This window comes from Austwickia sp. TVS 96-490-7B (genome assembly GCF_019331795.1).
GTDB lineage: Bacteria > Actinomycetota > Actinomycetes > Actinomycetales > Dermatophilaceae > Austwickia.
In genome coordinates this window covers 509,697-529,584 of the sequence record NZ_JAHPZL010000008.1, presented here as the reverse complement: position 1 = coordinate 529,584, position 19,888 = coordinate 509,697, and the positions used below count along the sequence as shown (strand labels likewise).

Below are 19,888 nucleotides of genomic sequence, written 5' to 3'. Positions count from 1 at the left end.
CCGACATGGCCTGGACCCTGGGACGACGTGTAGGGGTGCTGCTGGTGAGCTTGCTCGCCAGCAGCGTGATCGTCTTCGGCTTCATGAACATCCTCCCCGGCGACCCAGCTCGCGTCAGCCTGGGAGTCTCCGCGACCGAAGAATCAGTAGCCGCACTCCGACACGACTACGGCCTCGACCGTCCCCTCATCCAGCAATACCTCAGCTGGATCCAAGGACTCGCCACCGGAAACCTCGGACACAGCTACGTCTCCGGCGACCTCATCGCCCCACGACTCCTCGACGCGCTCGCCGTCACCACCTGGCTCGTGCTGACAGCTCTCCTCATCGCCCTCCTCATCGCCGTACCCACCGGCACCCTCATGGCGATACGCCGACGCCACCTTGACGGGGCAATCCTGACGGCCCTGTCACAACTAGGCGTCGCCATTCCCGCCTTCCTCGCCGCGATGCTGCTCGTCGCCCTCCTATCAGTGCACTGGCGACTTCTCCCCTCCTCCGGATGGGTCGCACCGTCCACCAACCCCATCGGCTTCCTACGACACCTCGCGCTCCCCGCGTTCTCCCTCGGACTCGTCCAATCCGCTGTCCTCTCCCGCTACCTACGCAGCGCCGTCCTCGATGTGCTCCGCGAGGATTACCTACGCACCGCCCGCGCCAAAGGGCTCACCTCAGCCCAAGCGCTGATCCGACACGGACTGCGCAATGCCGCCGTACCAGTCGTGACGATCGTCGGGATCCAACTGTCCGCCATGCTCGTCGGCGCCGTCGTCATCGAACGCGTCTTCGTCGTCCACGGCATCGGTAGCCTCCTCCTCGACGCTGTTGGTGCCCGCGACCTCATCCTCGTCCAGGACATCGTCATGACCCTCGTCGTCATCGTCTTGACGGTGTCCTTCATCACCGACCTGCTCTACACCCTGCTCGACCCTCGCTTCCGGGACGCGTCATGAGCCGCCGGCCCGCCCACACCAACATCCCCCTGACCCTGGGGCTGATCCTGGTCAGCTCGCTCGTGCTGATGGCCATGACCTCCTGGCTGTGGACCCCCTACGATCCGATCCTGGTGGACAACACCCCACGGCTCCTCCCGCCCTCCACAGAGCACTGGTGCGGCACCGACACGCTCGGCCGAGATGTGTTTAGCCGACTCATGCACGGCAGCCGCACCACCCTGCTCGTCGGAGTGGTCTCCGTCGGCGTCGCCGCCCTCGTCGGCGTCCCCCTAGGCGTCCACGCCGCAATGAGCCGCCACCGATTCCTCGAGCAACTCGTGATGCGCACCAACGACATCCTTCTGGCCTTCCCCGCCCTCCTCCTGGCCATCATGTTCGCTGCAGTATTCGGCGGCAGCACCACCATGGCCATGCTCGCCATCGGTATCGCCACCATCCCCGCCTTCGCCCGCCTCGCCCGATCGGGCACCCTGCACGTCATGAACACCGACTATGTGCTGGCCGCCAGAGTCGCTGGTCGACGCCCCTGGCGAATCGCCCTCAGCCACGTCCTGCCCAACATAGCCGGGACCGTCATCGTGCAATCCTCGGTGTCCTTCGGAATGGCTGTCCTCGCCGAAGCAGGCCTGTCCTACCTCGGCCTGGGCACCCCACCCCCCACACCCAGCTGGGGCCGCATGCTCCAAGAAGGCCAGGACTACCTCGCCACCCAACCCCTCCTGGTGCTCTTCCCGGGCGCTGCCGTCGCACTGGCCGTCCTCGGCTTCAACCTCCTCGGCGACGGCGCCCGCGACCTCCTCGACCCCCGAATCGACGACCGGCCATGACCCACCCCGCACCAAAGCCGTTGCTCACCGTCCGGGGGCTCACCATCACCCACCGCGACACCGTCCTCGTCGACAGCATCAACCTGTCTATCGCCCGCGGTGAACGGGTCGGCCTGATCGGGGAATCCGGCTCCGGCAAAACCCTGACTGCGCTCGCCGTGATGGGTCTCCTGCCCGAATCGCTGCGGGCCACTGGGACGGTGGAGTTACAGGGTGAAGGAGGTGACCTCCTCGCCCGTACCGAGCGTGAACTCGCCCCGCTTCGGGGGCGACGCCTCGGGATGGTGTTTCAGGAACCGATGACAGCGTTAAATCCGACCATGCGGGTGGGTAGGCAGGTCGCGGAAGCGTTGCGCATCCATGGCGACGCGTCCCGGGGTGGGCGTGACGAGGTCGTTGCTCTGCTGCGCGAGGTACGGTTGCCCGACCCAGAGCAGGCGGTGCGCGCCTACCCCCACCAACTCTCTGGAGGACAGCGGCAGCGCGTGGTGTTGGCCATGGCTTTGGCTCATTCGCCGGATCTGCTCATCTGTGACGAACCGACCACCGCCTTAGATGTGACAGTTCAAGCGAATGTGCTGGACCTCATCGTGGCCGGAGTGCAGGAGCGTCACACGGGGCTGTTGTTCATCAGCCACGACTTGGCGGTGGTGGCGACGACCTGTGAACGCGTCATTGTGATGCGCGACGGAAAAATCGTCGAGTCCGGTGAGGTAGGGCAGGTGTTGACCTCACCTCAACATGAGTACACTCAGGCGCTCGTTGCTGCCTCTGATCTGCGAGATGTCGACGAACGCGGCCGCCTTCGGGTCCTTCGCCCTGGTGATGTCGCGGTGGCCCCTCCGGTGACAGCTTCGGTGTCATCCGTTTCCGCGGACAGAGATACGCTGCCCGCTCCGCTGCCCGGGCCGGGTGATGAAGCATCGCCGTACGTCGAGATCAGCGGGTTGACTCGCGTCTATCGGCGACCGCGAACTGCGTGGCGCGGACCGGCTCCCCAGGTTGTGGCATTACGCGATGTCGATCTGACCATGCGTCGCGGCGAACGGTGGGGGATTGTCGGGGAATCAGGGTGTGGCAAATCGACCTTGCTGCGGCTGTTGGCCGGTCTGGATCGTCCAACGGCCGGGACGGTTCACGTCGACGGGCAGCTGGTCAGCGGTCGCCCGGAGTCCGGGTTGGGCTTCTTGCGGCGTCAGTTGCAGATGGTCTTCCAGGACCCCAGAGGGTCGTTCGATCCACGGCGCACCGTGCAGTCCAGTCTGCGTGAACCGCTGGTCGCGGTGGGATCCGCCGACCATCACGCGCGGATTGTTGAGGTGTTATCCGCGGTAGGGATCGATCCGGTGTCGGCGCAGCGATATCCGCACCAGTTTTCTGGGGGGCAGCGCCAGCGGCTATCGATCGCTCGGGCAATTGGTCCCCGTCCGCAGATCTTGCTTGCCGACGAACCGGTCAGCGCGTTGGATGTGTCGGTCCGTGCGCAGGTATTGAATGTGTTGGCAGACCTCGTCGAGGAAATGGGCCTGACGATGGTGTTTGTCTCGCATGACCTGTCCGTTGTCAGACATGTGTGCGAGCGTGTGGCTGTGATGAAAGCTGGGCAGGTCGTCGAAGTGGGGACGACCGAAGAGATCTTCACCGCGCCGCAGCAGCCATATACGCGGCGACTGTTAGCGAGCGTCCCGACAGTGGAGCGGGCGTTGGCTGGGGTGAGCGCGGCGGATCTGGCTGCGGCGCGGGAGCAGGAGCACCCCGGCGGGGAGGGCTGAGATGTTCGCCCGAGGCGGTCGGGTGGTGCTCTCGCCGACGGATCTGAGCACGTTCCTGGGGTGCGCGCATGCGTCGTCATTGGATCTGCAGGTGGCTCGGGGCGAACGGTCACGTCCTGCGGTCGGGGTGGACGAGCAGTTGCGATTAATTGCCGATCAGGGGATGGCGCATGAACGGGCCTATGTGCAGCGGTTGCGGGATCGTGGGCTGGAGGTCGTGGAGATTCCTCGCGATCAGGATCTCGAGCTTGCGGAGTCTTGGACGGTCGCAGCGATGCAAGCGGGGGCGGATGTCGTCTACCAGGGCACGTTGTTTGACGGGACGTGGTTGGGCTATGCGGATTTCTTGATCCGTCGGGATGGGGTGCCCTCGTCTCTGGGTGACTGGTGTTACGACCTGGTTGATACAAAACTGGCGCGTCATCTGTCTGCTGCTGCGTTATTGCAGTTGGCGACGTACGCGCGCCGTGTGGAGACGTTGCAGGGTCGGCCGCCGGTGTCCTTGACGGTGGTGACTGGGGACGGAGTGGAGCGACCCTTCCGGGTTGATGATGTGGCGGCGTATGCCGCCCGGGCCCGGGCCGGCTTGGAATGGTTTGTCGCGGCAGGTGACCTGTTGGGGATGGATGGCGACCTCGCGGTCGGGAGCGCCGATCAGCTGCAGACTCGTCCGGAGCCGGTGGCGCAATGTGCCCGTTGTCGTTGGCATGATGAGTGTGCGGCGAGGTGGCAGGCGCAAGACGACCTGTCTCTGGTCGCAGGGATGCGTCAGGGACATCGAGCTGCGTTGCGAGCGGCTGGGATTGACACCGTTGCGGCGTTGGCGGCTCATCCGGGGGCGCAGGAGGCCCCAGTGCCGGGGATCTCTCGGGCGATGGTTGACAAGTTGGGGGCGCAAGCGCGGATCCAGGTGGCAGAGCGGATCGACGGTCGGGCCAGGTATGAGTTGCTTCCGCATGTGCCGGGGCGAGGTCTGGCTCGATTGCCGGCGCCTGATCCGGGAGATCTGTATCTGGACTTTGAAGGTGATCCTTTTGCCGGAGACGGGGCTGGGCGGGAATATCTGGCCGGTGTTTATGACCGGGAGGGTGGTTTCCACACCTGGTGGGCCCATGATGAGGCGGCTGAAGCGGAGTTAGTGTCCGGGTTGTTGAGATTCCTGGTTGAGGCGTGGCAGCAGCATCCGGGGATGCATGTCTACCACTATGCGCCGTACGAACAGAGCGCATTGAAGCGGCTGACTGGCAGGTATGGCGTGGGAGAAGCGGACCTGGATGCGTTGCTGCGCGGTGGCCGGTTTGTAGATCTGTATCAGGTGGTCAAACAGGGGCTGATCATCGGGAAGCCGTCGTACTCCATCAAAAAGATGGAGGACTTGTATTGGGGTCATGTGCGGCATGGCGAGGGGGACGAGGTCGCAGATGCCTTGAGCTCGGTGGTGGAATATGAGCGGTATCTGACCAGTGGTGATGAGCAGATCTTGACCCGGATCGCGGAGTACAACCGGGAGGATGTGCGGTCGACGTTGGCTTTGCACGACTGGTTGGAGGAGCGTCGGGACGAGTTGGTAGCGCACGTCGCTGACGTCTCGGGGCCGCCGGTGGAACGGCCGGTGGAGGTGGAGTCCACGACGGCGGGGGAGTCACCGGCGGCCGCCGCGGAGCGGGATCTGGCGGATCGGCTGGTGGCCTCGGGGCATGACTTGTTTGCGGGGTTGGTGGGATGGCATCGTCGTGAGGACCGGCCGGACTGGTGGGATTTTTTCCGCCGGGCGGAATCCTCCGATGACGAATTGGTCGACGATGCGGCGGCAGTGGGTCGGGTGAGTGCGCCGGAGCCAGCGGGGGAGAAACTGACCAAAACGGGGCGGGTGAGTAGCCGGCTGTGGCGGTATGGTTTCCCGCCGCAAGCCGCTCGGCTCGAGGTCGGCAAAGCGTTGTACGACGTGGATGCGCGGTCGAGTTGCGGCACGGTTGTGCGAGCCGATGGGGACGCGGGATGGGTGGTGCTTGCTAAGGCGGCATCTGCGGATCCGGCGGTGCCCCGTGGGCTGATGCCGCCGGGACCGATCGACAATGCGGTGTTGCGCGAGTCCTTGTCTCGACAAGGTGAGGCGTTGTTGGCCGGGGGGCGACCGGCGGGGGCGGCGTTGGTGGACCGGATTGTCCCGTCGGGGTTGGCCTTGTTGCCGGGGGAGAGCCCCGCGGAGGCTGTGGTGCGGGTCGGGTCGGCCTTGGATGGGGAAGTGTTGGCGGTGCAGGGGCCACCGGGTGCGGGAAAGACGTATGCGGCATCTCGGCTGATTCGGGCGTTGTGGGAGTCGGGTTTGCGGGTGGGGGTGACGGCTCAGTCTCATGCGGTGATCCGCAATCTGCTGGGGGAGATTGGTTTGCCTGCGTGGCACAAGGTCGGTGGTGCGGTCGCTGCGGACCAGGATCCGTCAGGGGTGGTGGAGGTCGCTGACAATGGCGCGGTGGCTGCGGGGTTGGCGGATGGTTCGGTGCGGCTGGTGGGGGGGACGGCGTGGTTGTGGGCGCGTCCGGATCTGGCGGAGTCGGTGGATGTGTTGGTGATCGACGAAGCGGGTCAGTTCTCGTTGGCGAATGCTGTCGCGGTGGCTGGGGCTGCCCGGTCGGTGGTGTTGTTGGGGGATCCACAGCAGTTGACGCAGCCGACAAAAGCAGAGCATCCGTACGGCGCTGGGGTGTCGGCGTTGGGGCATCTGATCGGGGATCATGAGGTGATTCCGCCGGATCGGGGATTGTTCTTGGATGTGACGTATCGGATGCATCCGGTGATCACGCAGTTTTGTTCGACGGTCAGCTATGAGGGGTTGTTGCGGTCCGCGCCGGGTCGGGAGCGGCAGCGGGTGGATGCGCCGGGGGTGTTGGCTGGATCGGGGCTGCGGCAGGTGCCGGTGGTGCATCACGGCAATGTGCAGGACAGTCCGCAGGAGGCCCAGGTGGTGGCGCGTCTGGTAGCGGATCTGTTGCAGGGCTCATGGGTGGACGCTGAGGGGGTGCGTCATCCGATGGGCGGTGATGATGTGTTGGTGGTGGCGCCGTACAACGCGCATGTGGATCGGCTGCGGGCGGCGGTTCCTGCGGGGGTGCGGGTGGGCACGGTGGATGCTTTTCAGGGGCAGCAGGCGCCGGTGGTGATTTATGCGACGGGGAGTTCGAGTGCGGCGGAGGCGCCGCGGGGGGTGTCTTTCTTGTACGACGTGCATCGGTTGAATGTGGCAGTCTCGCGGGCGCGGGCGTTGGCGGTGTGGGTGGGGTCACCGGCGTTGTTGGAGGCAGTGGTGGGGACCCCGGAGCAGGTGCGTCTGGTGAATGCGTTGTGCACGTTTGCGGCGGGTGCGTCGGAAGTGTCTGTTCCCTGATTGTTCAGGGTTGCGTTGGGGCTGTGGGGTGTTGCTGTCATCGAGGGGGCTCTTTGCGCCACCCACCCTTGCATATAAATGCAAGGAGCCGCATAATCATTGCATGACAAAGGTGCTCACATCCCTGCCCACCGGCCACAAGGTCGGGATCGCATTCTCCGGAGGCCTCGACACCTCCGTGGCGGTCGCCTGGATGCGTGAGAAGGGCGCTGTGCCCTACACCTACACCGCCGACATCGGCCAGTACGACGAGCCAGACATTGCCTCCGTCCCGGGGAGAGCCCGACGATATGGCGCGCAAGAGAGCCGGCTCGTCGATTGCCGACAGGCCCTCGTCGAGGAAGGGCTGGTAGCCCTCGTCTGCGGTGCCTTCCACGTGCGCTCCGCCGGGCGGCTCTACTTCAACACCACCCCCATCGGCCGGGCCGTCACTGGGACCATGCTGATCCGGGCAATGATGGCCGATGACGTTCAGATCTGGGGCGACGGATCGACCTTCAAGGGCAACGACATTGAGAGGTTCTACCGTTACGGTCTGCTGGCCAATCCTCAACTGCGGATCTACAAACCGTGGCTAGACACCGCATTCGTCCACGAACTCGGTGGTCGCCATGAGATGAGCCAGTGGTTAGGCGAGCGTGGGCTGCCCTACCGCGACTCTCAGGAAAAGGCCTATTCCACAGATGCCAATATTTGGGGAGCTACCCACGAAGCCAAACGGCTGGAGCATTTAGACACCAGCCTGGAGGACGTCGTCGAGCCCATCATGGGGGTGCCCTTCTGGCGTGATGACGTCCAGATCGCCACTGAAGACGTCTCAGTGACCTTCGATCGGGGGCGGCCGGTGGCGATTAACGGCCAAGAGTTCACCTCAGCGGTCGAGCTGGTCCTAGCCGCCAATGCCATCGGTGGCCGGCACGGCTTGGGGATGTCCGACCACATCGAAAACCGCGTCATCGAGGCCAAATCCCGGGGTGTCTATGAGGCGCCCGGGATGGCGCTGCTGTTTATCGCCTATGAGCGGCTGGTCAATGCGATTCACAACGAAGACACCATCGCTACCTATCACGCTGAAGGCCGCCGACTTGGCCGCCTTATGTATGAAGGTCGCTGGTTGGATCCGCAGTCACTGATGTTGCGAGAGTCGCTACAACGGTGGGTGGCGTCAGCAGTGTCTGGGACGGTGACGGTGCGGCTTCGTCGAGGGGAGGACTACTCGATCGTGGACACCCGCGGCACGACGTTCAGCTATCACCCGGACAAGCTGTCTATGGAACGCACCGAATCCTCGGCATTCGGACCGACGGACCGGATCGGACAGTTGACAATGCGCAATTTGGATATCGCTGACAGTCGTTCCCGATTGGAGCAGTACGTCGCGATGGGGTTGTTGGGCACTGCCCAGGCAGGCGGGTCAGGCCTGGGACTGGCGACGACAGACCTGGTGGGTCGGTTGGAGCCGGGCGGGGCCGAAGCCATTGCGACCCGATCAGCGAAGGATCTGCGGGACGATGAAGCTCTGGATGAGGCGGCGATGGAGTTCGGCGCCGACTGAGCAGCCAGGTCAGTAGAGCGGGCCGACCGGTGGCTTTAGGGCTGAGGGCCGGCCCGCTCAGGGAGGTGAATGCCTGATCAGCGGGGGAAAGCCCGCACCAGAGCCATTCCGGTCAGGGCGGCAGCGACCGCGAAGCGGATCAGCCGATCATTCATCGTGGTCCGAGACCAGGCCGCGACCGTGCTGGCCACGATCCCAATCGCAATGACCAGCGTGAGGGCGGCTCCGACGCCTCCGCCGATGATCAGCCCGACCACGGCGACAGCTAGAGCTACCGCGCCACTGATCGCCACCAGTCGTTGGCGATTCCGATGGCTATCGACGGCATGCTCATGGGCATCGGTACTGCAACAGGCCGGAGCAGGTGCGGGGACAGGCGGCAGCTCGTCCGGCAGGTCGCTGGGGCGCGGAACGGCGGGGTCGGTCACGGGCGTCAGCCTACTCATCGTGCTGCGAGGCATCAGCGGTGTCTGGGACACTAGTTTCACCATGACCAGTGCCCTCGCGGATCCTCCAGTTCCTGACCCTGCTCCCACCCCAGTTTTGCCTGCGTTGCGGCTGGGTCGGGTGGTCGTCCCGACTCCAGTGATTTTGGCGCCGATGGCAGGGATTACGAACCGGGCGTTTCGTCGATTGTGTCGGGAGTCAGTCGCCGAGCATGCCGCACACACCGGGATCGACGGTTCAGGATGCCTCTATGTCAGCGAGATGATCACGACCCGAGCGTTGGTGGAACGCACCCCGACGTCAATGCGGCTCATCACCCACGACCCGCAAGAATCACCACGGTCAGTGCAGTTGTACGGCGTCGACCCGGCGACAGTGCGGGCCGCCGTACGAATGATCGTGGAAGACGATCTCGCCGACCACATCGACCTGAATTTCGGGTGTCCGGTGCCGAAAGTGACCCGAAAAGGCGGCGGTGCGGCGCTGCCGTGGAAGTCGACACTCTTCGGTCAGATCGTCTCAGCAGCGGTCGGCGCCGCGCAGGCCGCCGATATCCCAGTGACCGTGAAAATGCGTAAAGGCATCGACGAAGACCACCTGACATATCTGGAAGCTGCCCGCATTGCCGAAGATGAAGGGGTCGCGGCGATTGCCTTGCACGGCAGGACCGCATCGCAGCATTATTCAGGTCAGGCAGATTGGACTGCGATCGCCCGCTTAAAAGACGCCGTAACTGGTACCCCAGTATTAGGGAATGGCGACATCTGGTCCGCAGAAGACGCACTGCGCATGGTCCAGCAGACTGGGTGCGACGGCGTTGTTGTCGGGCGTGGCTGCCTGGGGCGGCCGTGGCTGTTCGCTGATCTCGCCGCCGCTTTCCAGGGGTACGACGTGCGGGTGCGTCCCAATCTGGGCGACGTAGGCCGCACCCTGGGCCGTCACGCCCGGTATCTCGTCGATTTCCACGAGGGCAACGAATTCAAAGCATGCCGGGATATCCGCAAACATATCGCCTGGTATCTCAAAGGTTTTCCCGCCGGTCACGACGTACGACACCGGTTGGCATTGGTAGAAAGCCTCACCGATCTGGACGCATTGATTGACGACCTGGACCCTGACCAGCCCTGGCCGGGCGCAGACGCGGAGGGACAGCGGGGAAGAGCTGGATCAGCCAAAGCGGTCAGCCTCCCCGAAGGCTGGTTAGACGGTCGTGAACTCAGCCCAGCTCATGAAGCTGCGTTAGCCCAGGCCGAACTATCCGTCTCCGGGGGCTGAAAAAGATCAGCCCAGAGACGCTTCCACAGCCCGCCCGGCGCCGGTCTCCACCGGACGGGACGGATCAGTGATCCAGTCCGACCACGATCCGACATACATCGCCGCAGACATGTCCAACTCACACACCGCCAGGGCCAACGCGACCAGGCTAGAAGCTACCCCGGAACCGCAGTACGTCGCGACAGGACGAGACCCGTCCACGCCCACCTCAGCAAAGCGCGACCGTAACTGATCGACCGGCAGCAAAGTGCCATCTGCGGCGAGCAAAGACAACGCCGGCAGATTGACCGCGCCGGGAATGTGACCACGAATCAGATCGACAGGGTCGCTTTCCCCACGGAATCGCTCCGGGGAGCGGGCATCAATCAGCACCCCTTCAGCGGCATACAAGGCGGCCTCGTCAGCGTCCACCACCCGGCCTACCCCACGGCCCAGATCAAAATCGCCTTCTTCGATGGTGCGCAACCCGCTCTCCACCGGCAACCGATGCGCAGTCCAATGACGCAACCCACCATCAAGGACCGCCACATCAAACTTCCCAAAGTGACGCAGCACCCACCAGCAGCGGGCCGCAGCCACACCGTGGCCATCGTCGTACACCACCACCATGCGACCGTTGTCCACCCCGGACTCGGCCATGTCCAATTCAAAATCATCGGGGTGGGGCATCGGATGGCGACCGCCGTGACCATCGGAAGCGGTGCCAGACAGGTCACGTTCCAGGTCGACGAACAACGCACCAGGCAAATGCCCCTGCATATAGTCATCAAACCCGGCGTCGTAACCCAATGACCATCGCACGTCGAGCAGCAACGGGGCGCTGCCCGGGCCGCTACGCAGCAGTGCAGCGAGTTCGAGCGGTGAGATCAAGGGACGCTGGTCCATGCGGTAACAGTAAACGGGCAGGTCCACCGGAACCGAACACCCCACGACGCCGCGCGCGCCGGTGTCGCCGGACGGGGCCCTCCCGGCGCTAGAACACGACATCCGCAGGTCGTACGGCCCCGTTGTCGCCCACCCCCTCTAGAGTGCGGGACGTGACCGTGTACGACGCAGCGGACCGGGCTCGTTGGCTGCCCGAAGATCCAGCACAGAAACGCTCCGACCGCGACGACTTCGCGCGCGACCGAGCACGATTGGTGCATTCCGCAGCATTACGACGCCTCGCCGATAAAACCCAGGTCCTCCAACCCGACACCGACGACTTCATCCGCAACCGACTCACCCACTCCCTGGAAGTGGCCCAGATCGGCCGGGAACTCGGTGGCGCACTCGGGTGCTCAGCAGACGTCGTGGACACCGCTTGCCTCGCCCACGACCTGGGACACCCACCGTTTGGCCACGAAGGCGAACGGGTGCTACATCAGCTCAGTGCCACCATCGGCGGATTCGAAGGCAACGCCCAAACCTGGCGCCTACTGACCCGCCTGGAAGCAAAGCGCTTCCGCGCCGACGGACGCTCCGTCGGACTGAACCTGACCCGGGCCAGCTTGGACGCCGTCACCAAATACCCCTGGCAGGCAGGCCACGGACCAGCAACCACCCACAAATTCGGCGTGTACGACGACGACCTGGACGTCTTCACCTGGACCCGAGCAGAGACCCCACCGGCCAGCCCCGACACCATTCCGCCATCATGCCTCGAAGCACAAGTGATGGACTGGGCCGACGACGTGGCCTACTCAGTGCACGACGTCGAAGACGGAGTCGCCGCTGGCCTCATCGACCTCCGCATCCTCGACAGCCCCCTCGACCTCCAGCCGGTGTACGAGGTCGCCCGCGACTGGTATGACCCCACCCTGAGCGACGACGCCCTGCAGGACGCCACCGATCGCATCCGCGCCAGCGGCGCCGTCCCCGACCAGCCTTATGACGGCTCCCGGCGAGCGCTCGCCGCATTGAAAGACATGACCAGTCGATTCATCGGGCATTTTGTCGCCGAGGTCGAAGAAGCCACCGTTGCGTCGTACGGACCTGGACCGCACCGTCGATACGCGGCCCAACTGGTGATCCCCGTGTCGACCCGCACCGAATGCCTCCTGCTGAAAGCGCTCGCCGCGCATCTGGTGATGCGTTCTCCGGAGCGACAGGCAGTGGTGGCGCGTCAGGAGGACATCATCGGGGAGTTGCATGGATTCTTCCTGGCTGATCCGGTGCGGCGAGTGGATCCGGTGTTTCGCGTGGATCTGGAAGAAGCACAGGACGATGCGGCGGTGCATCGGGTGGTCGTGGATCAGATTGCGTCACTGACTGACTCTCGGGCTGCTGCCCTGTGTGCGGTGTCGCGGCAGGGTCGACTTTAGACTCGCCCCAGGACCAGGAGGTGGGTAGGTGACCGGACGCATCCGTGAGGAGGATGTCCAAGCCGTCAAGGAACGGGCCGATCTGGAAGCGGTGGTCCGGGAACATGTGACCTTGCGCACCGCGGGGATCGGGTCGTTGAAGGGGTTGTGTCCGTTCCACGACGAGAAAACTCCGTCGTTCACGGTGCGCCCTTCGGTCGGCAGTTGGCACTGTTTTGGGTGTGGCGAGGGTGGGGATGTCATCGCCTTCGTGCAGAAGATCGATCATCTGACGTTCCCTGAGGCGGTGGAGCGCCTCGCTGGCAAGAGTGGCGTCGAGTTGCATTACGAGGAGGGTGGGCCTCCTCGTGAGGAAGGTGTAGGTCGGCGTACTCGTCTGGTGGAGGCGCATCGGGTCGCGGAGGAGTTTTACACCGAGGTGTTGCTCCGGGGGCGGGAGGCGCGGCCGGGCCGTGATTTCTTGCGGGCGCGGGATTTCAATTCGACCGCAGCGACGCGTTTTGGGATGGGTTTTGCACCCCGGGGTGGGACGGTCCTGGTGGCGCACCTGCACGGGAAGGGTTTCTCTGAGGAGGAGATGGTCACTGCGGGACTGGTGGGTCGCGGTCAGCGGGGGCTTTATGACCGGTTTCGGGGGCGGCTGCTCTGGCCGATTCGGGATATCACCGGTGACACCGTCGGTTTTGGGGCGAGACGCATCTTTGAGGATGATCGGATCCAAGCGAAGTATCTCAACACTGCGGAGACCCCGATTTATAAGAAAACTTCGGTGTTGTACGGCTTGGATTTGGCTAAACGCAGCATCGCTCGGGACCGGACTGCGGTGGTTGTTGAGGGGTATACCGATGTGATGGCTTGCCATTTGTCCGGGGTGGAGCATGCAGTGGCGACCTGTGGCACGTCGTTTGGGGTGGATCACATCAAGATGCTGCGGCGCATCATGCGTGATGAGCAGGGCGGTGCGCCGGCGCGGACGATCTTCACTTTTGATGGGGACGCGGCAGGTCAAAAAGCCGCGATGAAAGCTTTTGAGGAGGACCAGCGCTGGGCCAGCCAGAGTTATGTCGCGGTCGCGCAAGGCGGGCAGGATCCGTGTGAGCTGCGTTTGAGCGGTGGGGATTTGGCGGTGCGGGGGCTGGTGGAAGACGCGGTGCCCATGTTCGAGTTCGCGATGCGGACTGTGCTGGGACGACATGACCTGCGAACCGCGGAGGGGCGGGTCGCAGGGATGCGGGCGGTGGCTCCGGTCATCGCCCGCATCCGGGACCAGGCGTTACGCCCGGAGTACACCCGCACTGTCGCCGGGATGATTGGGGTGGACATTGAGCAGTTGGCGATGGAAGTCGCCAAGGCTGCTCGGCAGCCCATTCCGTCGAGTGGCGCGGCTGTCGTTCCTGAGGCAGCGCCGGTCGTGGACCCGTCAGATCCATTCCCTCCGCCTGATGTGCGGGTGCCGGCGGTGGCAGTGGCCCAGCTGTTGTTGCAAGTGTTGCTGCAATATCCGCGTCAGGTACCGGTGGCGGAGGTGCAGCAGATCGAACCGGGCTCTTTTGTCTCACCGGCCCATCGTGCGGTGTTCGCCGCAATGCAGCAGGTGGGCTGGCAGCAGGCTCAGATCGATTCAGGAGCAGCGTGGGTGGCTCATGTGGTGGCGGCCACTCCGGAGCCGGTACGTCAGCTGGTGGTGGCGTTATCAGTGGCGGAGGTGCGTACCCGTCGGGATCCGCAGACTGGTGAGGTGGATCAGCGGTACGTCGACGACATTGTGTTTCGGATGCAGGAGATGACGTTACGGCGGGCGATCGATGATGCGACGGTGGCCTTGCGCCACTTGGAGCAGCATGACCCGCAGCAGGCGCGGGCAGTGGCGATCGATTTGACGGCGCGACAACAGCAGTTGGCGCAGCTGCGGTCCAAGTTCGGGTGAGGCGAGGAAGGCCGGTGCGGTGGGTGTTGTCGATGGGTGAGTGTGCAGCGGGCGGCGCGTGTGGGGGGTGGTTTCGGTGAAGTTGCCGTGGCGTCGGGTTCCGCCGTTACCCCAGGAGGTCCTCGACCAGTTGGCTTTGGGGCCAGGGGACCGTGTGTTGGCGTGGGGGGTGGACACCGCGACCCAGGCGTGGGTTGTCGCCTCGGTGTATGCGTTGCATCAGGTGCCTGCCGGGGTCGGCGACGGGTCATCGCCGTCGGCGGTGGCGGCGGCAGGGTCACTGCGGTGGCGTCGTCCGTGGTGGCACGTTGCTGCGGGAGCGTGGGAGCCACGCACGCGGACGATCACGGTGACGTGGGCTGACGGAAGCCGACCTTCGATGTGGTCGTTTGAGGGCGAGCGGGTGGTTCTGGCTGCGGTGGTGCAGGACCGCGTCACAGCGAGCGTGGTGGTGAGCGTGCCAGCCGCAGCGGGGGAGCGAGAGCTGGGGCGAGTCTCGTTGCGAAAGGACCTCGAGCGCGGGACGCTCATCGATCAGGTGGTGCCCCGTCGTGGCGTTGACGTCACTGACCCTGAGGTGCGGGCAGCTTTCGATGCGATCGTCGCTGACCTGCGTGAGCAAGCCGGTATCTGAGATCCGCTGAGGTCGGGGACAGTTGCTCGCAGACCAGGGCATACGTTGAAGGCCCGGACACCATGACGGTGGCCGGGCCTTCACTGTTGCTCCCCCAATTGGACTCGAACCAATAACCCTTCGATTAACAGTCGAATGCTCTGCCAGTTGAGCTATGGGGGACTGACAGCAGTGAGACTCTAACAAAAGTTCTGCCCAGTCGCGAAACTGAGCTGATCCCATCGGCCCGATCATGCTCCTTGTCTGCTCTGACCTCGTCTCATGTCGCGTCCCTTGGCAGCGTCGGGGCGGATCTGCCATCCGGGGGGTGTCCCTGCGCGCAGAGCCCAGCACGCCTGCTCCTCGACCACGAGACCTTCCTGCGTCCTCGTCCTCGCGGGCCGTGCCACTCCGCGGCCTCGCTCACAGTGCTTCCCGCAACTACCCCCACCGCAGTGACCCCAATCCAGATGATTTCAAACATACATTCAGGGAAAACTCAGATATAGGTAGACAAACGATCAATAATTGTGGATTCATCTATCTGGGATTTTTGTTGAAAGTGATACACGTTGCCGTATTTGCTGTTATTGTTCCTGCAATGCGCATGGTTGCCGGAGAGCAACTATGTGGGTGCCGTTAATTTTAAGGCGGCTGAAGGGATTGGTGTCACGGATTTTTATATGCTTATTTTTAGTATTGTAAAGTGTTTCATACTATGACAAGTAGGTTCACCTTGAAGCCATCGACGCAAGGCGTTTTCTATGTGTTTTCTTTCCTAGTTCCATTCACTATGGTAGCTGGTTTTCAGAGCTTCAGGGGGAACCATGAGTGGGATCAAAGGACTTGCATTCTAGGAGCCATTGAGGGCGTGTTAGGTTTGCTGATGTTCCTTGATAGTGGGGGATTGCGGCATACTCCCAGCCAGGGGACTACGAAAGCTAGGGAAGAAGGTGCTGTGAAAGAGGAGGCACCCGGGAGTTGATGAGAGTCTCTATGTGATGGCATGGAAGAAGTCAATTCCATGGGGGGCAATGTTGGTGCGACGCGGCGTCGCGTCAGCATTGCCCCCAGCGCAGGTGCATATCGCCCCCACTGCAGGTGAACAGCGCTCTGGCCTGCTTGTGTGGGGATAGGGGAAGTGTGCGACTGCAGCCAGGGTGGTGAGGGCTTGGTGGGGCAGGCGATCAGCCGTCACCAGTTCCGGTAGCACCTCATCACGGGCGTATCGACAGACGGATGTGATCTCCGTCAGTTTCTTCCGCTCCGAACTGCTGACATGGCGGATGCGGAGAGGGCCTTGTCCGTTTCTTGTCCGCAGAGAAAGTTCGTCAGGATCGATTCTGAGCGCGGGGAAGCCAACGGGGGGCTGCGGAGATCATCAGAAGTGACCAAGGAGGCCGACGGTACTGATGGGACCCACGTCGCTAGGGTGACACACATGCGCACAGCGAATGTGATGGTGATTGGTGCAGTGTCGGTGCTGGTGCTGACTGGATGTGGGGGAGGGGAGGCGTCGTCATCTCCACCACCGCCAGCTCAGGCGGCGTCCTCCACTGGCGGGTCGGCTGCTGGGTCTGCGTCGACCAGTGCAGCGACGGCGGGGGGTGCGCCAGTCGATAAATCGAGTGCTGCAGCGACCTTTGGGAAGACCGTCACCAAAGACAAGGTGTCATATACAGTCAGTGCGCCTGTGGCTGGCAAGCCGGGAGCATCGTCAGTGTCTGACGGCACTACTAAGCCCACCAAAATGGCGGTAGTCAATGTCACGGTCAAAAATGACAGCGCGCAAGCGATCAGTCCTACGTCGTTGACTATCAAGGCGACGTCAGGTGGGGAGACGCTGCGGGCAGTCCTAGACGCTCAGCAGCAGATCAAACCGCCGACAGCTGAGATCAAACCTGGTGGCTCGACCACATGGAAGGCGGCTTTCGTGGCGGATGTCACAGCGCCGATTGCAGTCCAGGTGTCGATGATCATGGACACGGTGGCGGTCTTCCGTCAGTAGCCAGCTGAGGTGTCTGGTGTGGGGGTGCGAGGTGCTCTCTGTCATCGACTGCCGGGTGCCTTGCCGTAGCATATCGAATATCGTTAGTATCGATGATCGATATGTCGCAGAGTGAGGAAGTCGCATGTCCTCAGTACCTCAGGACGGCCCGCTGATGGGGAAGAAGAGCCGTTATCGCACTGAAAATATCCGGAGCATCAGTGTCGTCACGCTCTTGGTTGCCGGGGTGGTGGGGCTGTATGCCGCTGGTGTCATGTGGGCAACCCTGACGTCAGGGGTGTGTGTTCTGAGTTTGTCGTCACCTGCGTTGCCTGACCCTGCAACTACACCACGGTGGGAGGGAGCTCCAGGAGCAACGCTCATGTGGCCCTACCATGTCGGAGTTGATGTCAGTCGTATTCCTGGCGTGATCGCGGTCGTCGTGCAACTCGGCGCAGCACTGACTCCGGCCTGCTGGGCCCTATCGCTAGCCGCCCTAGGCGCATTCATGAGGCAGGTCGCGCGCGTTCGCTCAGTGTTTGATCCATCAGTAGAGCGGGCCTTGCGGATTTTCATGTGGTCGGTGATAGGAGTGGCATTGGTGCCGACTGGGCTCACTCTGCTGGGTTCACAGTTGGCAGTGAACTCCCTGGGGTGGCACTCGGCGGTATCGACCGACCTCAGCAGTATCTGGCTACCCCTCGGGTTCTTCTATCTCAGCTGGGTCTTCATGTTCGTGCTGCGTCATGGACGTCGATTGGTAGATGAGCTTGACGGGGTGATCTGATGCCAGCAGAAGAGTCCCGAATCATCTGCAACATCGATGCTCTCCTGAGCGAGCGGGGCATGACCCTGGCTGAACTCTCAGATCAGGTGGGTATCAGTGTGGTGAACCTGTCAGTCCTGAAAAATAACCGCGCGAAAGCGATCCGTTTCAGCACGCTCACTGCGATCTGTGACGCTCTGAATGTCAATCCTGGTGATGTGCTTAGTGTGGATCCGTCACCGTGATCGAGGCTCTGCCGGTCCAGGGCGAACTGTGGTGATGATCGCCCTTGCCATGCTCATGAGCTAGATTCATGATGAACGCATCCCACGCTCTGAACGAGCCGACTCATATTGCTGATATGGGTGGCCCTTTGTGGCAAAGATTCTTCTCCAGGGAGGGGACCGCCGTAAAAAACGGTCCACCCTGGGTGGGTGATGGTGGGCCAGGTCGGGCTTGAACCGACGACCGACGGATTATGAGTCCGCTGCTCTGACCGACTGAGCTACTGGCCCATGCATGCTGAGCAGGCGTAGGGGACCTGACCAGCCTCCGACGCCGGATGACCTCAGGGAGGGTCGGACGTCGGGTTCAGAGCCTACCTCGTCCGCGCGCGCTGCGACGCCACCTGTCCAAGAGCGTGATCGGACCCCCACCTCATTGCCCGTCCTTAAACCGGTGGTGTCGACAGGACCCGTCGGCGTACTCTCGCTCTTCGGATCACATGGGCCCTGCAGGTGAAGGACATCGGGGGGGGGTCGGGCTGCGACGCCGTACCAGGGGGCTTGATGCCCTGCAGCGTTGCCGCGATCTGAGTGGACGGAGGAAAATGAGGATGATGACGACGGAATTCCCGGTGTCGCTGCCCGGAGCACCGCAGGTGTCGATGTGGGCTCACCCGGAGGACGTTGAGCCAGCTGCTCAGCAGCAGCTTCGCAATATCGCTGCGCTGCCGTGGACACATCGAGTGTCGGTGATGCCAGATGTGCACTTGGGTAAAGGCGCCACGGTGGGCAGTGTGATCGCGATGAAGCAGGCGGTGGCGCCGTCAGCGGTCGGGGTGGATATCGGATGCGGGATGACGGCGGTGCAGACGTCGCTGACCAGCAGCGACCTGCCAGATGATCTGCGATCGCTTCGGATGGGCATCGAGCAGGTTGTGCCCTTGGGGCCGCACGCCCACGAGGGGACTCCAGCGTTGTCAGCGAAGGACCGACAGGTGCGCGCAGCGGCGCAACGATTGTTTGACGGGTTTGCTTCGTTGCGGGCGCCGAGGATTGCTGATCGGGAGTTTCGCGCAGTGCACCAGTGCGGCACTCTCGGTGGAGGCAACCATTTCATTGAGGTCACTGTCGACGACAACGACCAGGTATGGGTGATGCTGCATTCGGGGTCACGCAATATTGGCAAGGAGATCGCCGAACGGCATATCGCGACGGCCCGCACCTTGGAACACAATCTGGGCCTGCCAGATCGTGATCTGGCAGTGTTCCTCGCCGGGAGCGAAGAGATGTCGGCGTACCTCCATGACGTGTACTGGGCGCAGGAGTATGCCCGCATCAACCGGGCCGTGATGATGGAGTTGGTGCAGCAGGCCGTCGTTCAGGTCCTGCCGCAGGTGACGTTCGGACAGGTGGTGTCCTGCCATCACAACTACATCAGCGAGGAGACGTACGACGACGTGGACGTCATCGTGACCCGCAAGGGCGCGATTCGGGCTGGTCGAGGCGATCTTGGATTGATTCCCGGTTCGATGGGCACCGGGTCGTACGTGGTTCGTGGCATGGGCAACACTTCGGCGATGAACTCGGCGTCACATGGTGCAGGGCGGCGCATGTCGCGCTCGGCGGCGCGACGGACCTTCACCGTCGAAGACTTGGTGTCGCAGACCGCCGGGGTGGAGTGCCGTAAGGACGCCGGGGTGTTGGACGAGATCCCTAGTAGTTACAAGGACCTCGAGGCAGTCATCGAGGCGCAGACGAGTGGTGAGCAGCCACTGGTTGAGGTAGTGACCCGTCTGCGCACCGTGTTATGCGTCAAGGGGTGATCTGCCCGGAGATAGACCAACGGCCCGT

Annotated in this window: 15 protein-coding genes and 2 tRNA genes; 13 read left to right on the top strand and 4 right to left on the bottom strand. The window is 63.2% G+C overall.

What is annotated here, in order from left to right:
* Nucleotides 1–5 precede the first annotated feature (5 nt).
* From KEM60_RS12945 to argG, 5 genes are all read left to right on the top strand, one after another.
* On the top strand, nucleotides 6–953 hold the full coding sequence (locus KEM60_RS12945) for an ABC transporter permease (RefSeq protein WP_219107991.1): 948 nt from the start codon (nucleotides 6–8) through the stop codon (nucleotides 951–953).
* On the top strand, nucleotides 950–1,783 hold the full coding sequence (locus tag KEM60_RS12940) for an ABC transporter permease (protein WP_219107990.1): 834 nt from the start codon (nucleotides 950–952) through the stop codon (nucleotides 1,781–1,783). The genes KEM60_RS12945 and KEM60_RS12940 overlap by 4 nt, the downstream gene beginning before the upstream one ends.
* Nucleotides 1,780–3,555, top strand: coding sequence for an ABC transporter ATP-binding protein (locus KEM60_RS12935; RefSeq protein ID WP_219107989.1), 1,776 nt, complete (start codon nucleotides 1,780–1,782; stop codon nucleotides 3,553–3,555). The genes KEM60_RS12940 and KEM60_RS12935 overlap by 4 nt, the downstream gene beginning before the upstream one ends.
* Before the next feature lies 1 nt (nucleotide 3,556).
* Nucleotides 3,557–6,940: a TM0106 family RecB-like putative nuclease gene (locus KEM60_RS12930; RefSeq protein WP_219107988.1), complete on the top strand. Its 3,384-nt coding sequence runs from the start codon at nucleotides 3,557–3,559 to the stop codon at nucleotides 6,938–6,940.
* Nucleotides 6,941–7,043: 103 nt separating this feature from the next.
* Entirely contained in the window at nucleotides 7,044–8,495 is a 1,452-nt protein-coding gene (argG, locus tag KEM60_RS12925; protein ID WP_219107987.1) for an argininosuccinate synthase, read from the top strand.
* Between the two features lie 77 nt (nucleotides 8,496–8,572).
* Here argG and KEM60_RS12920 read toward each other — a convergent pair whose 3' ends face one another.
* On the bottom strand, nucleotides 8,573–8,923 hold the full coding sequence (locus tag KEM60_RS12920; RefSeq protein ID WP_219107986.1) for a hypothetical protein: 351 nt from the start codon (nucleotides 8,921–8,923) through the stop codon (nucleotides 8,573–8,575).
* 61 nt (nucleotides 8,924–8,984) lie between these two features.
* Here KEM60_RS12920 and dusB point away from each other — a divergent pair, with 61 nt between their 5' ends.
* Nucleotides 8,985–10,217 (top strand): tRNA dihydrouridine synthase DusB, encoded by a 1,233-nt coding sequence (gene dusB, locus KEM60_RS12915; RefSeq protein WP_219108230.1) that lies wholly within the window; start codon nucleotides 8,985–8,987, stop codon nucleotides 10,215–10,217.
* A gap of 6 nt (nucleotides 10,218–10,223) precedes the next feature.
* Here the strand turns inward: dusB and KEM60_RS12910 are convergent, their stop codons facing one another.
* The gene (locus tag KEM60_RS12910) at nucleotides 10,224–11,102 is read right to left on the bottom strand and encodes a sulfurtransferase (protein ID WP_219107985.1); all 879 of its coding nucleotides are present in this window, start codon (nucleotides 11,100–11,102) and stop codon (nucleotides 10,224–10,226) included.
* A 152-nt stretch (nucleotides 11,103–11,254) separates the two neighbouring features.
* Here KEM60_RS12910 and KEM60_RS12905 point away from each other — a divergent pair, with 152 nt between their 5' ends.
* The 3 genes from KEM60_RS12905 to KEM60_RS12895 all read left to right on the top strand — a co-directional run bounded on the left by KEM60_RS12905 (nucleotide 11,255) and on the right by KEM60_RS12895 (nucleotide 15,081).
* A complete protein-coding gene (locus KEM60_RS12905; RefSeq protein WP_370626366.1) occupies nucleotides 11,255–12,520 on the top strand; it encodes a deoxyguanosinetriphosphate triphosphohydrolase in 1,266 nt (421 codons plus the stop codon).
* Nucleotides 12,521–12,548: 28 nt separating this feature from the next.
* The gene (gene dnaG, locus KEM60_RS12900) at nucleotides 12,549–14,447 is read left to right on the top strand and encodes a DNA primase (protein ID WP_219107984.1); all 1,899 of its coding nucleotides are present in this window, start codon (nucleotides 12,549–12,551) and stop codon (nucleotides 14,445–14,447) included.
* A 76-nt stretch (nucleotides 14,448–14,523) separates the two neighbouring features.
* On the top strand, nucleotides 14,524–15,081 hold the full coding sequence (locus KEM60_RS12895; protein WP_219107983.1) for a hypothetical protein: 558 nt from the start codon (nucleotides 14,524–14,526) through the stop codon (nucleotides 15,079–15,081).
* Nucleotides 15,082–15,170: 89 nt separating this feature from the next.
* On the opposite strand, the gene KEM60_RS12890 is transcribed toward KEM60_RS12895, so the two are convergent.
* Nucleotides 15,171–15,243 (bottom strand) — tRNA-Asn (locus KEM60_RS12890).
* A gap of 1,258 nt (nucleotides 15,244–16,501) precedes the next feature.
* On the opposite strand from KEM60_RS12890, the gene KEM60_RS12885 reads away from it, so the two are divergent.
* The 3 genes from KEM60_RS12885 to KEM60_RS12875 all read left to right on the top strand — a co-directional run bounded on the left by KEM60_RS12885 (nucleotide 16,502) and on the right by KEM60_RS12875 (nucleotide 18,058).
* Nucleotides 16,502–17,068 carry a DUF5067 domain-containing protein gene (locus KEM60_RS12885; RefSeq protein WP_219107982.1) on the top strand — a complete coding sequence of 189 codons (567 nt, stop codon included), beginning with the start codon at nucleotides 16,502–16,504 and terminating at the stop codon, nucleotides 17,066–17,068.
* Between the two features lie 124 nt (nucleotides 17,069–17,192).
* Nucleotides 17,193–17,834 (top strand): hypothetical protein, encoded by a 642-nt coding sequence (locus KEM60_RS12880; RefSeq protein WP_219107981.1) that lies wholly within the window; start codon nucleotides 17,193–17,195, stop codon nucleotides 17,832–17,834.
* Nucleotides 17,834–18,058 carry a helix-turn-helix transcriptional regulator gene (locus KEM60_RS12875; RefSeq protein WP_219107980.1) on the top strand — a complete coding sequence of 75 codons (225 nt, stop codon included), beginning with the start codon at nucleotides 17,834–17,836 and terminating at the stop codon, nucleotides 18,056–18,058. Before KEM60_RS12880 ends, KEM60_RS12875 begins: the two co-directional genes overlap by 1 nt.
* A 193-nt stretch (nucleotides 18,059–18,251) precedes the next feature.
* Here KEM60_RS12875 and KEM60_RS12870 read toward each other — a convergent pair.
* A tRNA-Ile gene (locus KEM60_RS12870) sits at nucleotides 18,252–18,328 on the bottom strand.
* Nucleotides 18,329–18,648: 320 nt separating this feature from the next.
* On the opposite strand from KEM60_RS12870, the gene KEM60_RS12865 reads away from it, so the two are divergent.
* Nucleotides 18,649–19,860 carry an RtcB family protein gene (locus KEM60_RS12865; protein ID WP_370626365.1) on the top strand — a complete coding sequence of 404 codons (1,212 nt, stop codon included), beginning with the start codon at nucleotides 18,649–18,651 and terminating at the stop codon, nucleotides 19,858–19,860.
* Nucleotides 19,861–19,888: the final 28 nt, after the last annotated feature.

Bases quoted from the DNA above. Each gene is read 5' to 3' on its own strand.
- argG (WP_219107987.1), top strand. From the start codon at position 7,044: ATGACAAAGGTGCTCACATCCCTGCCCACCGGCCACAAGGTCGGGATC.
- KEM60_RS12935 (WP_219107989.1), top strand. From the start codon at position 1,780: ATGACCCACCCCGCACCAAAGCCGTTGCTCACCGTCCGGGGGCTCACC.
- KEM60_RS12930 (WP_219107988.1), top strand. From the start codon at position 3,557: ATGTTCGCCCGAGGCGGTCGGGTGGTGCTCTCGCCGACGGATCTGAGC.
- KEM60_RS12885 (WP_219107982.1), top strand. From the start codon at position 16,502: ATGCGCACAGCGAATGTGATGGTGATTGGTGCAGTGTCGGTGCTGGTG.
- KEM60_RS12880 (WP_219107981.1), top strand. From the start codon at position 17,193: ATGTCCTCAGTACCTCAGGACGGCCCGCTGATGGGGAAGAAGAGCCGT.
- dusB (WP_219108230.1), top strand. From the start codon at position 8,985: ATGACCAGTGCCCTCGCGGATCCTCCAGTTCCTGACCCTGCTCCCACC.
- KEM60_RS12940 (WP_219107990.1), top strand. From the start codon at position 950: ATGAGCCGCCGGCCCGCCCACACCAACATCCCCCTGACCCTGGGGCTG.
- KEM60_RS12945 (WP_219107991.1), top strand. From the start codon at position 6: ATGGCCTGGACCCTGGGACGACGTGTAGGGGTGCTGCTGGTGAGCTTG.
- KEM60_RS12865 (WP_370626365.1), top strand. From the start codon at position 18,649: ATGATGACGACGGAATTCCCGGTGTCGCTGCCCGGAGCACCGCAGGTG.
- KEM60_RS12875 (WP_219107980.1), top strand. From the start codon at position 17,834: ATGCCAGCAGAAGAGTCCCGAATCATCTGCAACATCGATGCTCTCCTG.
- KEM60_RS12910 (WP_219107985.1), bottom strand. From the start codon at position 11,102: ATGGACCAGCGTCCCTTGATCTCACCGCTCGAACTCGCTGCACTGCTG.